Source organism: Chryseobacterium sp. CBo1 (assembly GCF_001693475.1).
Taxonomy (GTDB): Bacteria; Bacteroidota; Bacteroidia; order Flavobacteriales; family Weeksellaceae; genus Chryseobacterium; species Chryseobacterium formosense.
This window is the reverse complement of sequence record NZ_MAUH01000020.1, coordinates 36,968-50,689: the sequence shown is the minus strand read 5'-3', so window position 1 is coordinate 50,689 and position 13,722 is coordinate 36,968. Positions and strand designations below refer to the sequence as shown.

The following is a 13,722-nucleotide window of genomic DNA, read 5'->3' as shown; positions in this document are numbered from 1 at the left end:
AACATTTGCTGCGATCGGGGCTAAAATATTCAGACAACAAATCAAAGTTTTGTCAAGATTCAAGCATTCATAAGGATAAGATTATAGATAAAAACATCAATAGAAACGGGCTTTAGCCCGTTTAAATAAAAAAATAAAATCAAACGGCTTTAGCCAAAACCTAAAGAAAGATGAGTTTAAAATTAAAATATCTACCGCTTTTACTTCTTCCATTTTCCCTAAGCCTAAACGCTCAGGAAATAAAAGCCGAACTCAACAAAGAAATTAAAAGACAGGAAAAAATTTCCTACATTTTAGATTACCCTCAGAAAGTAAAAGGAAATGTTCCATTGATTGTCTTTCTTCACGGTTCAGGAGAAAGAGGAAACGATTTGGAAAAAGTAAAAGCGCACAGTCCGTTTACCTACAAGAATTTAATTAAAGAACCTGTGGCGATTTTAGCACCACAATGTCCTGAAAATGAATGGTGGGACACGGTAAGTATTTATAATTTAATCAAAGAAATTCAGAGAAAATACAAAATTGATGCTTCCAGAATTTACCTTACAGGGCTTTCGATGGGAGGTTGGGGAACATTAAAATTAGCAATGGAGCATCCCGAAATGTTTGCTTCCGTGGTTTCAGTTTGCGCACCGACAGATCGTGTGATGTATGCGAATATTCATCAGTATAAAGATCTCAATATGAAAATCTTCCACGGAGGAATGGATGATGTTGTTTTACCTGAAAATGCATTTAATTTCTACCAAAAACTCCATCCTGTCAATCCATCAGCAGAACTAACGATTTTCCCGAATGATAATCACAATTCATGGGATTCAACCTACTCAAATCCTGCTTTATACGAATGGATGTTGTCAAAAAGAAAAGAGAAATAATTTATCGTAAATATTCTATGAAACGCCTTTGCGAACAAAAAATATGCAGGGCAATTTTAAACAAAAATCTTTGCGAACTTTGCGTTTAAAATAAAATATAAAAAGAAAAACAAAAAAGAAATATACTTAAAGAAGAAGACGTATGAAATCGAAGATTCACGAATTCCTTAAAAAAATGAAGAAGTTATGAGTAAAAAGTTAATTGTAATAGCCACGTTAGCATTAGCGCCTGTTTTTTCGGCGCAGGAAATGGTAACAAAGCCTGTTCAGTCTTATCAGACTGCACAATACCAGTCGAAGAAAAAGACTTTTGTTGATGCACTTTTAGCTAAAATGACCTTAGACGAAAAAATCGGACAATTAAATTTACCAAGTTCAGGAGATTTTACGACGGGTCTGGCTAAAAATTCAGACATCGGAAAAAAAGTAGAGCAAGGTTTAGTCGGTGGACTTTTCAATATAAAAGGAGCAGATAAAATCAAAGCCGTTCAGAAAGTGGCAGTGGAAAACAGCCGTCTGAAGATTCCGATGATTTTCGGGATGGATGTAATACACGGTTACGAAACAACTTTCCCGATTCCATTAGGTTTAGCAGCTTCTTGGGACATGAATCTGGTTCAGCAATCCGCAAGAGTAGCAGCAAAAGAAGCAGCAGCAGACGGAATCAACTGGACATTCTCGCCAATGGTAGATATTTCCCGTGAGCCAAGATGGGGAAGAGTTTCCGAAGGTTCGGGTGAAGATCCTTATTTAGGAAGTGAAATCGCTAAAAATATGGTTTATGGTTACCAAGGAAAAGACTTGGCAAACGGAACCAATATTTTAGCTTGTGTAAAGCATTTTGCATTGTATGGAGCCGGTGAAGCGGGTAGAGATTACAATACTGTTGACATGAGCCACGTGAGAATGTTCAACGAATATTTTCCCCCTTATAAAGCGGCAGTTGATGCGGGTGTAGCTTCGGTAATGGCTTCTTTCAATGAAGTAGATGGAGTACCGGCAACCGGAAACAGATGGCTGCAGACCGAAGTATTAAGAAATCTATGGAAATTCAAAGGTTTTGTGGTAACTGATTATACAGGAATCAACGAAATGATCGACCACGGAATGGGTAATCTTCAGGAAGTTTCAGCTTTAGCTTTGAAAGCAGGAATCGATATGGATATGGTAGGTGAAGGATTTTTAACAACACTTAAAAAATCTTTATCTGAAGGGAAAGTGACGCAGGCCGAAATCGATATGGCAACGAGAAGAATTCTTGAAGCAAAATATGATTTAGGTTTGTTTGATAATCCTTACAAACACGGAGATGCAAAGTTAGCTGCAAAAGAAGTGTACAGCATGGAAAATCGTAATATTGCAAGAAGCGCTGCTGCTCAGTCTATGGTTTTAATGAAAAACGAAAACCAGGTTTTACCACTGAAAAAAACAGGAACGGTTGCAGTAATTGGTCCTTTAGTAAACAACTCAATGAACATGGCAGGAACATGGAGTGTGGCTACAAAACACGCTATTTCTGTTAATTTAATGCAGGGTCTTGAAGCGAATTATGGTAAAGAGGTGAAATTCCTTTCTGCAAAAGGAGCAAACATTGATTATGATGCTAAATTAGAAGACATTTATGCAGCACACGGTAAGAAAACCGACAGAGACAATCGTTCAAAAGAAGCTTTATTAAAAGAAGCAGTTGACGTTGCCAACAAAGCCGATGTTATCGTTTTAGCGATCGGAGAATCTGCGGAAATGAGCGGTGAATCTTCTTCAAGAACAGAAATCACGATTCCTCAGTCTCAGGTGGATTTGTTAAACGAATTAAAAAAGACAGGAAAACCAATTGCGATGATATTATTTACAGGTCGTCCTTTGGCGTTAACGAATGTAAAAGATACACCTGATGCGATTTTAAATGCATGGTTCCCGGGTTCAGAAGCTGGAAATGCCATTGCAGACGTTCTTTTCGGGAAAGTTAATCCTTCAGGAAAATTGCCTATGACGTTCCCAAGAAGTTTAGGACAAGTGCCGATTTATTATAATGCTAAAAATACGGGTCGTCCTTTAGACCAGAAGTTGGTTGATAAATGTGAATACCAAAGATTCCGTTCCAACTATATGGATGAATGCAATACGCCATTGTATCCGTTCGGTTATGGTTTAAGTTATTCTAAATTCAATTATTCTGATGTAACGGTTTCAAACGCCAATCCAAAAGGAAATCAGACGATTCAGGCTTCGGTTACGGTAACGAATTCCGGAAATTATGACGGAGCGGAAATTGTTCAGCTTTACATCAGAGATTTAGTAGGAACGATTACAAGACCGGTAAAAGAATTGAAAGGTTTCCAGAAAGTAATGTTGAAAAAAGGCGAATCTAAAAAAGTTACTTTCGACATCACTCCGGAACAACTGAAATTCTACAACGGAAATTTGAAATATGATTGGGAAGCGGGAGAATTTGATATCATGATTGGTACAAACTCTGAGCAGGTAAGCCATTCGAAAATAAACTGGACAAAATAATTTGATTTTAATTATAAAAAATAAGCCTTGCAAGTTTAAATATTTGCAAGGCTTTTATTTTCTTTATATTTATAATGTAATACCTTTCAAATAAAGCAATTTCACAAATCATTGATAAATGATGTAACGTTTTATGCATTTGAAACGTCTTATATAATATCGTTTAACCCAATCCATGAAATATGAATCTACATTCCAAAATTTTCGGTATTACACAGGTGGTAATAACAAGTCTCATGATGAATGCACAAACTACTGAAAACAAATTGCCGGGCGATCCGACATTGGTTTCATCGAAAGCAACAATTGATAAGCTTATATCTTACGATAAAGGTAATTTTAAGTATAAAGTGGAAGATTATTTTGCCAGACCAAAAGCTTCACAATTTAAAATTTCTCCTGATGGACAGTATTTATCCTACAAAGAAAAAGATAAGGACAGCAAAAACCATGTCTATGTGAAAGATTTAAAATCGGGTAAAATTACCAAAGCCTTGGTTGAAAAAGATGATCTCATCAGAGGTTACGGCTGGCTCGATAAAAAGCGTCTTTACTACACACAAGATAAAGGCGGAAACGAAAATATTCATTTGTATGCAGCTGATATTGACGGGAAAAACCTGAAAGATCTTACTCCGTACGAAGGAATTACTTTAAATTCTGTACGATTGATCAAAGACACAGAATTTGTAATTGTTACGATGAATAAGAACAATAAACAGATTTTTGAACCTTACAGAATCAATTTCAATACAGGTGAAATGACCCAGCTGTATGAAAACAAAGATGTAAAAAGTCCGATTGATGATTATCTTTTCGACAGAGAAGGCAATCTCAGAGGCTATACAATTCTTGAAAATGGTTTGACTACCAAGCTTTATTATAAAGATCTTCAGACCGGTAAATTTAATCTTATTAAAGCAACTGACTGGAAAGATACCTTTAGTGTAATAGGTTTTAATGACAATTCTAAAAATAAGGATGAAGTTTATTTGATAACCAATATCGACAGTGATAAATCCAGAATTGTATTGTATGATCTGAAGAAAAATGCTTTGATTAAAGAAGTATATTCAAACCCGACTTTTGATGTTTATTCGATATCACAGGCTGGAAAATACAGAAATTATGAACTGGATTACATCAGCTATAACGGAATTAAAAGCGAAACCATTCCGGTAAGCAAGTTTTATAAGGAAATTCATGATAAGCTGACTTCTGAATTTGGTGATAAACAGTTTGGTATTGCTTCTTCAGATGATAAAAACGAAAAATTGTTGGTGGTTGTTGATAGCGATAAATTGTATGGTAAATATTATGAATACGACACGAAATCCAAAACAACCAAGCTTCTTTTTGATTTAATGCCTCAGCTAAAAGAAGAAGATATGGCGGAAATGCGTCCTATTGAGTTCAAAAGCAGAGACGGACTTACCATTCACGGATATATTACCTTACCGAAAGCAGCCTTGAAAGGAGAAAAAGTTCCTTTGATTGTAAATCCTCACGGCGGACCGCAGGGAATCCGAGATGATTGGGGTTTCAATCCTGAAACACAATTGTTTGCAAGTAGAGGATACGCTACATTGCAGGTTAATTTCAGAATTTCAGGTGGTTACGGAAAAGAATTTCAGAAATCAGGATATAAGCAGATCGGCCGTAAAGCGATGGATGATGTGGAAGACGGAGTAAAATATGCAATTGAGCAAGGTTGGATCGACAAAAATAAAGTGGCAATCTATGGTGGAAGTCACGGAGGTTATGCAACTTTAATGGGGTTAATTAAAACTCCGGATTTATATTCTTGCGGAGTTGATTACGTAGGTGTCTCAAATATCTTTACCTTCTTCGATTCTTTCCCCGAATACTGGAAGCCTTACAAAGAAATGGTAAAACAAATCTGGTATGATCTGGATAATCCTGAAGAAGCTGAAATAGCAAAAGAAGTTTCACCCGTTTTTCAGATTGATAAGATTAAAAAACCATTATTTGTTGTTCAGGGAGCAAATGACCCGAGAGTGAATATCAATGAATCTGACCAGATTGTAAAAGCTTTAAGAAACAAGGGATTTGAAGTACCTTACATGGTAAAATATGATGAAGGGCACGGTTTCGGAAAAGAACCCAACAGAATTGAATTTTATAAATCAATGTTAGGATTTTTTGCGGAGAATTTTAAGAAATAAGACTGACAATTTTTATAATTAATTAAACGGGAAGCATTTTTTGCTTTCCGTTTTTTATTTAAACACAAATAAGCACTAATCATGATAGAGTAAAACCAATCTTATACAGGAATTTTAAAATTGTGAAACTCGTGAAGAAATATTTTTGCTATTCGTGTTTAAAAAACACTGATAAACAAAAGAAAAATCGAAATTTCAAAAAAATATTTTAAATTTATTAAAGTAAAACAAAAAGCACAGTCGTCATATCAATATGGAGATTGTCGAAAAAGTACCAATGCCACAGAAGGAAAAGGAAAACATTATTTCTCAGACCGTATCAAACTACGGTGGAAAACTGATGTCTTTCATTCGTCCCAAAGTGAAGAATACCGAAGATGCAGAAGATATTCTGCAGGAAGTCTGGTATCAGTTCAGCAGTCTTACCAATCTCTCAGAAATTGTGAATGTCGGGGGTTGGTTGTACAGAGTTACCGCCAACAAAATCACCGATAAATACCGAAAGAAAAAGACAGAAAACCTTGAAGATTTTGTATATGAAGATGAGGATGGTGAGTTTTCTATAAAAGATATTTTGTTGATGGATGAAAGTGCGGGTCCCGAAGTGAAAATGTTTCAGGACGAGATCTGGAAAAAACTTTTTGAAGCATTGGAAGAACTCCCCGAAAAGCAGAGATTAGTTTATACAGAAAATGAACTAAACGATAAAACTTTACAGCAAATCGCCGATGAACAGGGAGAGAATATCAAAACCATCATCAGTCGAAAAAATTATGCAGTAAAGCATTTGAGAAACAGATTGAGAAAGTTATACGAAGATTTAAATAATTAGAAATAATAGAAATGAATAATAAATATAAAAAAGGTTGGATATTTTTTTTAGTTTGTCCACCACTGATTTTCCTTGCAGTATCTTATATCGTGATGTTGCTTTGGAACTGTCTTTTGCCTGAAATTTTAGGTGTGAAATCGATTACGTTTTGGCAGGCAATGGGAATCCTTGTTTTAAGCAAAATTCTTTTTGGAGGTTTTCACGGGAAGTTCGGACAGGGAATGCGTGAGCTGAAAGAAAAAAAGATGCGTGAAAGAATGCGCGAATTGTCACCGGAAGAACGTGAAAAATTCAAAGAAGTATGGAGAAGCCGTTGCGAAAGCGGATTTTTCAACAGAAATAAATAAATCATCGAATCATTTAAAATTTTTGGAAGTAGTAAAGTAAAAATTAAAGCGGATTCGTCTATATAAAAAAGCCTCAGAGAGGCAAAATGTTAGTAGTAAAATTTAAAATTAAGAAAATGAAAAATTCAGTATTAAAAGGTGTTTTAGGAGCTGTTGCTGTTGCAGGAGTTGCCGTAATAGCCAAAAAAGTAATTGAAAGAAAAAGATTCGTAAAAGGTATTTTTGAAGAATACGGAATTAAAGAAAGATCTCCATTCGGCTTGGCTGATAAAATCAGAGAAATGAATGAAGAGCAATATCAGGAACTGAAAGGAAAGTTCAAGAAAGAATTTGCTTCAAAATGCTGTCACAAAAACTTCGACAGAAAAGAAGAAAAATTTGCGGAAGCATAAAATATTAAACTAAATTGAAATTGTTAAATTCCGGCGCAAAAATGTGTCGGAATTTTTTTGCCACGAATACACGAATTTCTACACTCGTAAATTATTGTGCTACAATAGTTTTAACGGTTTATTTGTCATTCCGCAGGAATCTCAACATGCTGAAAATAATACACTATAGATTCCTCCGGAATGATAAAGAGACTGTTGATTTTTTACTTTTTAGTTGAAAACAAATTTTCACAAAATTTTTAAAATACTGAAACTATACTTAAATAAAAAGCAAAACAATTGCATTTGTGCATTCGTAGCTAAGAATCCATGTCTTTGCTGAGTGAAACGCCTTTGCGACCGAAAAATATTCTCAATCATTTTAAAAAAAACCTTAGCGAACATTGCGTTAAAAACAGATTACTTCACTTTGTTCGCAATGACAAATTCCTTATTTTTGTTAGCCTAAATGAAAGACTACTACTATTTTCTCGGGATTTCTCATGATGCTTCAGAAGAAGACATCAAAAAATCTTACAGAAAGCTTTCATTAAAATATCATCCCGATAAAAACGAAAACGACGATTTTTTTGCTGACCGTTTCAGGGAAATTCAGGAAGCGTATGAAACATTAAGCGACCGAAGCCGAAGAAAAACGTACGATCAGAATTTAGAAAATCACCAGAAAAGTTTCAGATATAATGTTCCGCCGTCGATAAAGACTTTTACGGCAAATAAGATTCATGCAAAAAAGGGAGAGGAGATTATTGTCAATTGGCAGACCAGCAACGCGGATGTAGTAAAAGTTTTACCTTTCGGACTTGAAAAAGCGTATGGAGAAAGGATTTTTAAAATTACAGAATTCAAAGACGGGAAATTTCAGATTTTGCTTCATGCGACCAATTCGCTTTTGCACAAAACAGTCGTTCAGGGAATTACAATTACTGAGGTCTTCGAATCTGATGGCGAAAAATTCAGAGACAGGGCAGAAGAACTATTCAGATCACAGCCAAATAGCGTTACAAATCCTAAAGGGCATCCGAAAATTTTCAGAATATTTTTTGCACTGTTGATTTTAGCTTTGGCGATGTATTTTTTAATCAGCAACTTTACGTAGCGTTCAATATTCGAAATTCAAGATCTTAGATTCAAGGTTCGAAATTAATATTTAAAATTCAGAACTCGAAGTTTCCGAATTGCAAACTTTTAGCATCTATCATTCAGCACCCAGCTTTAAGCCATCTTCTTTCTTCCCGGGCATTTCTTACATCTTTTACCTTTTTTAAATTTCTTACAGCAAGACTTTTTATCACCACATGAAACTTCTTCATAGCTAAAATTATAAGCGGGAGTAAGCGCAGGTACCTTGAACGGAATAATTGTATTCATACTGCAAATATATTAATTTAGAATAAATATAATTAAATAATTTTTCATTTGCTTTAAACGTTGATTTCAAGCGGTTTTGTAAAGGATTATGATATAAATTTCTTTGGTTTTGATTAAAAATGTTTATCCAAAACGATAGGTCTAAATGATTTAACATCACCTTAATATAGGTTGTACAATCACGTAAAAAATCGTAATTTTACGAATCTTTTTTTACAAACAAAATCTAATAAATAAAAATGAATACAGAACAGTTTGTGAGCCGTCACATTTCCTTAAATGAAGCTGATAAACAGGCGATGCTGGAAAAAGTTGGCGTTTCAAATATCGAAGAGTTAATTTCTCAAACCATCCCATCATCCATCCGTTTAGAAAATGATTTGAACATTTCAGAGGCACTTTCTGAGTATCAAATGCTGATCCATTCACAAGAATTGGCAGCTAAAAATACGGATTATACAAGTTATATCGGTTTCGGATATCACAACACCTTGTTACCATCGGCAATTCAGAGAAATATCTTTGAAAATCCTAGCTGGTACACTGCTTATACGCCATATCAGGCTGAAATTGCACAGGGAAGATTAGAAGCTTTGTTAAATTATCAGACAGTAGTTTGTGATTTAACTGGTTTTGCTTTGGCAAACGCATCTTTGCTGGATGAATCTACGGCAGCTGCAGAAGCAATGCACATGTTCTTCAACAACAGAACGAAAGATCAGAAGAAAGGTGGAGCAAACAAATTCTTTATTTCTGACTTGGTTCTACCACAAACCATTTCAGTATTAAAAACAAAAGCTGAAGGTTTAGAAATTGAAATCGTAATTGGTGATCATAAAACACATCAGTTTGATGACTCTTATTACGGAGTTTTACTACAATACCCGGGTAAAAACGGAATCGTTTTAGATTATACAGAAGATATCGTTGAGTACAAAAAATTAGATCTTCAGGTTGTTGTAGCTTGTGATCCTATGGCTTTGGTTAAACTTAAATCTCCAGCTTCAATGGGCGCAGACTGTGCTGTTGGAACTTCTCAGAGATTCGGTATTCCATTGGGTTACGGAGGTCCTCACGCAGCATTTTTCTCTTGTAAAGAAGATTATAAGAGAGATATTCCGGGAAGAATTATCGGGGTTTCTCAGGATATGTACGGAAAACGTGCATTGAGAATGGCTTTGCAGACAAGAGAGCAGCATATTAAGAGAGAAAAAGCAACCTCAAACATCTGTACAGCACAGGTTCTTTTGGCGGTTATGGCGGGAATGTACGCTGTTTATCACGGTCCGAAAGGATTAAACTATATTGCAGATCAGATTCACTTTAAAGCCAATGCTCTGAAAGGCGGATTGAAAGCTTTAGGTTATCAGACCGTTGAAGAGCCAATCTTCGATACAGTAAAAATCCTGATGAGCGAAGATGAAAAAGCGAAACTGACAAGAATGATGCTTGATCATAAGCTGAATCTGAACTACTTTACTGAAGGCGTTGTAAGCATTGCCATCAATGAAAGTACAACATTGGAAAAACTGAATGTTCTGATGGCTTCTTTTGCTCAGTTTAAAGACAAGCAGACTTTCAAATTAGAAATTAAAGAAGGATACAGCATTCCTGAAGAAAATCTTAGAAAAGATGAAATTCTTACGGAAGAAGTATTCAACAAATATCATACTGAGACAGAATTGATGCGTTATATCAAGCGTCTTGAAAGAAAAGATTTATCATTAACACATTCAATGATTTCTTTGGGATCTTGTACAATGAAGCTGAATGCAGCTACCCAAATGTTGCCATTATCTTGGGCAGAGTGGGGAAGTGTTCATCCTTTTGTACCGGTAAATCAGGCAGGAGGTTATCAGCAAATGATTCACGAGCTTGAAAAAGATTTAGCAGAAATCACAGGTTTTGCAGGAACTTCTCTTCAGCCAAATTCAGGAGCTCAGGGAGAATATGCAGGTCTGATGGTGATCAGAGAATATCATATCTCAAGAGGTGAAGGTTACAGAAATGTAGTATTGATTCCGCAGTCTGCACACGGAACAAACCCGGCTTCTGCAGCAATGGCAGGAATGAAGATTGTTGTTGTTAAAAACTTAGAGAACGGAGAAATTGATTTCGAAGATTTAAAAGCTAAAACAGAACAGCATTCTGAAAATCTTTCTTGTGTAATGATCACGTATCCTTCAACATACGGATTCTTCGATGCCAATATTAAAGAGATTACAGCTTTAATTCATGAGCATGGCGGACAAGTTTATATGGACGGAGCAAATATGAACGCTCAGGTAGGATATACAAGTCCTGGAAACATCGGAGCAGACGTTTGTCACCTGAATCTTCACAAAACTTTTGCAATTCCTCATGGAGGGGGAGGTCCTGGAGTTGGCCCGATCTGTGTGGCTAAACACTTGGTTCCTTTCTTGCCGACGAATGCAAACATCAATGTAGGTTCTAAAGAAGCAATCGAAGGAATTTCTGCTGCACCTTACGGTTCTGGTTTAATTCTAAATATTTCTTACGCTTACATTAAAATGCTTGGAACTGCAGGTTTAAAAAAAGCAACTGAACACGCAATCTTAAATGCAAACTATTTAAAAGAAATTTTAGCAGAGCATTTCCCAATTTTATATTCAAACGAAAACGGAAAAGTAGCGCACGAATGTATCGTTGATTTCAGACAATTTAAATCTTTAGGAATTGAGGTTGCTGATGTTGCGAAGAGATTGATGGATTATGGTTTCCACGCTCCTACAGTTTCTTTCCCGGTTGCAGGTACATTAATGATTGAGCCCACTGAGTCTGAAAGCAAAGCAGAAATCGATCGTTTTGCAGAAGCCTTAATTGCAATTAAACATGAAATCGATGAGATTGCAAACGGAGAAGCAGACCAGACAAACAACGTATTGAAAAATGCTCCTCACACTGAGCAGATCGTTATTTCTGATTCTTGGGACAAACCTTACAGCAGAGAAAAAGCAGCCTATCCTTTGGATTGGGTAAGAGACCATAAATTCTTTGCGTCTGTATCTAGAGTTGACGAAGCTTATGGAGACAGAAACTTAGTTTGTACTTGTGAGCCAATTGAAGCTTATATGTAATTGATTTTTAAGATATAATAATTAATCCCTTTCAGTTTTGAGAGGGATTTTTTGTCCTGTCCTAGAAGATTTATTTAACGGAAAAAAAGTATTGGCGAAATGCGGAAAAAAAGGAACTTTAGTTCAATTTTAGACCAATCGTAGCCAATATTTTTTCAATGGAACTAAACTAATCAAAAACGTGGAATTGGAAAATATTGGCGGAAATAAAAGTAAAGTAGTTCAATTAACACTTAAATTCCGCATTTTGCCAATACAATGTTATCTGCAGTTTTTCTATTTAATAAATGGAAATTTTTTTTCAAGATTTTTGTACTCGGTCATAACCTGATATTTATTTTCATATATTTTCATATCCTTTGTAAATATTAAATCTATCACACCCTTTTCAGTAATCATATTTTTATTTGTTATTTGATAAAAATATTCAACTTCATACATACATAAATTTAAACTGTCTTTTTTGACTAATAATTGTTCATAATGTTTTATTTGTTTTTTAATAATGTCAATAGAATCCCTCAGAACATTAAATTTTGCTTCTTTTTCTTTTACAGACTTATATTCTAACTTATCTACGTAGTCTTCATACATTTGCGAACCAAAATCATCAGTTCCATATTTTAGTTCGTACAAATCTTTCGGCGATTTTGATTGTGATAATAAATGGTTTTTATATCTATATAATTGACATATATATACATATAATTCATCTTTATCAGACAATGTGTCAATTCTTAATATTCTCAAAGAGTCTAAGGATTTATAATCTGCATTCTTTTTTAACTCTTCGCTAAAATAAATTTTTGCAGTTTTTAGAAATTCTTTTCTTTGTATTTTTTTTTCGTCTTTACATCCAAATAAAATTGGTAAAATAAACACTAAAATTAACTTGCAAATATTTTTCATGGATGTAGTCTTTAAAAAATTGCAGATAACTTTCAGATTGACTCATTGCGCCAATCCAAACTATAACCAAATGTAGCAAAAATCTTCAAAAATTGATTTATTAAAAATTTTTAAGCTGATCAAATTTTAATATAAATTACAATGATTCTATAATGATTCCATATTTAATGATATGGATAGATTGGTTAGTAAAAACAAATAGATTAAAAAAATCCACTTTCCAAAGAAAGCAGATTTCATATAACAAGACTAAAAAAATATTTTTAATTGCTTGTAACGTTCAGTTTCACTTCCATATTATTTCTTGTCGCATTAGAATACGGACAGATTTCATGAGCTTTTTCTGTTAAAGATTGTGCTTCTTCTAAAGAAACTCCGGGAATATTCACTTCCAGTTCAGCTGCCAATCCGAAACCTCCGTTTTCGATTTGTCCGATGCTTACTTTTGCTTTTACAGTGGTTTCTCCGGTTTCAATTTTAGATTTGCTGATGATGAGGTTTAATGCGCTGTCGAAACAAGCTGCATATCCTGCCGCGAAAAGCATTTCAGGGTTGGTGAAATTATCATTTGAACCGCCTAAAGCCTTGGGCATTCTGACTTCTATATCAAGAATCCCGTTGTCGCTTTTTACGTGTCCGTTTCTTCCGCCTTTTGCGGTAACTGCTGTTGTATATAAGGTTTTCATTTATTTTTCTATTTTGCTTAATATTTTTTGGATGCTTTCTTTCAGTTGAAGCCAATCTTCTTTAGAAACATCAATCTTATTGTGAATCTTTTCCGGGATTGCACAAGCCTTTTGCTGAAGCGCTTTTCCGGATTCTGTAATGGACACTTCAACCACTCTTTCGTCTTCTTTTTTTCTTTTTCGCTGGATGAACCCTTTGGATTCCAGTCTTTTCAAAAGCGGAGTCAAAGTACCACTGTCCAAATAAAGCTTTTCGCCGATACAATTCACCGAAAGACCGTCATTCTCCCACAAAATCATCATCACAAGATATTGCGGATAAGTAATATCCAGCTCATCAAGAAATGGTCGATACAAACCGGTAATTTCTTTTGCAATGACATACAACGGAAAACAAATTTGATTTTCCAGTTTTGGGGTGGTAAGATTGTCCATAAGTGAATGTTTTGGTGAAAATTTTATTTTATTGAGACCTTGCAGCCCGGCTTGAACGGAACTCCTTTTTTGTT

At 35.0% G+C, this 13,722-nt stretch carries 12 protein-coding genes; 8 read left to right on the top strand and 4 right to left on the bottom strand.

The features are described 5' to 3' along the window. Positions 1-170 precede the first annotated feature (170 nt). The 7 genes from BA768_RS12245 to BA768_RS12215 all read left to right on the top strand — a co-directional run bounded on the left by BA768_RS12245 (position 171) and on the right by BA768_RS12215 (position 8,248). On the top strand, positions 171-878 hold the full coding sequence (locus tag BA768_RS12245; RefSeq protein WP_065720974.1) for a prolyl oligopeptidase family serine peptidase: 708 nt from the start codon (positions 171-173) through the stop codon (positions 876-878). Positions 879-1,064: 186 nt separating this feature from the next. Then, the gene (gene bglX / locus BA768_RS12240) at positions 1,065-3,395 is read left to right on the top strand and encodes a beta-glucosidase BglX (RefSeq protein ID WP_065720973.1); all 2,331 of its coding nucleotides are present in this window, start codon (positions 1,065-1,067) and stop codon (positions 3,393-3,395) included. Positions 3,396-3,577: 182 nt separating this feature from the next. Next, complete coding sequence (locus BA768_RS12235; protein ID WP_065720972.1) at positions 3,578-5,581, top strand: S9 family peptidase; 2,004 nt, start codon at positions 3,578-3,580, stop codon at positions 5,579-5,581. Positions 5,582-5,834: 253 nt separating this feature from the next. Beyond that, positions 5,835-6,413, top strand: a complete 579-nt coding sequence (locus BA768_RS12230; protein ID WP_034675417.1) for an RNA polymerase sigma factor — start codon at positions 5,835-5,837, stop codon at positions 6,411-6,413. An 11-nt stretch (positions 6,414-6,424) separates the two neighbouring features. After that, on the top strand, positions 6,425-6,760 hold the full coding sequence (locus BA768_RS12225; protein ID WP_034675418.1) for a hypothetical protein: 336 nt from the start codon (positions 6,425-6,427) through the stop codon (positions 6,758-6,760). 116 nt (positions 6,761-6,876) lie between these two features. Then, on the top strand, positions 6,877-7,152 hold the full coding sequence (locus tag BA768_RS12220) for a hypothetical protein (protein ID WP_065720978.1): 276 nt from the start codon (positions 6,877-6,879) through the stop codon (positions 7,150-7,152). A gap of 448 nt (positions 7,153-7,600) precedes the next feature. Then, positions 7,601-8,248, top strand: a complete 648-nt coding sequence (locus BA768_RS12215; RefSeq protein WP_065720971.1) for a J domain-containing protein — start codon at positions 7,601-7,603, stop codon at positions 8,246-8,248. 116 nt (positions 8,249-8,364) lie between these two features. Here the strand turns inward: BA768_RS12215 and BA768_RS21295 are convergent, their stop codons facing one another. Next, entirely contained in the window at positions 8,365-8,520 is a 156-nt protein-coding gene (locus tag BA768_RS21295) for a hypothetical protein (RefSeq protein WP_165571775.1), read from the bottom strand. Between the two features lie 239 nt (positions 8,521-8,759). Here BA768_RS21295 and gcvP point away from each other — a divergent pair, with 239 nt between their 5' ends. Further along, positions 8,760-11,618, top strand: coding sequence for an aminomethyl-transferring glycine dehydrogenase (gcvP, locus tag BA768_RS12210; RefSeq protein WP_065720970.1), 2,859 nt, complete (start codon positions 8,760-8,762; stop codon positions 11,616-11,618). 276 nt (positions 11,619-11,894) lie between these two features. Here the strand turns inward: gcvP and BA768_RS12205 are convergent, their stop codons facing one another. The 3 genes from BA768_RS12205 to BA768_RS12195 all read right to left on the bottom strand — a co-directional run bounded on the left by BA768_RS12205 (position 11,895) and on the right by BA768_RS12195 (position 13,648). Beyond that, positions 11,895-12,527 carry a hypothetical protein gene (locus BA768_RS12205; RefSeq protein ID WP_065720969.1) on the bottom strand — a complete coding sequence of 211 codons (633 nt, stop codon included), beginning with the start codon at positions 12,525-12,527 and terminating at the stop codon, positions 11,895-11,897. A 263-nt stretch (positions 12,528-12,790) separates the two neighbouring features. Then, entirely contained in the window at positions 12,791-13,213 is a 423-nt protein-coding gene (locus BA768_RS12200) for an organic hydroperoxide resistance protein (RefSeq protein WP_065720968.1), read from the bottom strand. Next, positions 13,214-13,648 (bottom strand): MarR family winged helix-turn-helix transcriptional regulator, encoded by a 435-nt coding sequence (locus BA768_RS12195; RefSeq protein WP_065720967.1) that lies wholly within the window; start codon positions 13,646-13,648, stop codon positions 13,214-13,216. Between the last annotated feature and the right edge of the window lie 74 nt (positions 13,649-13,722).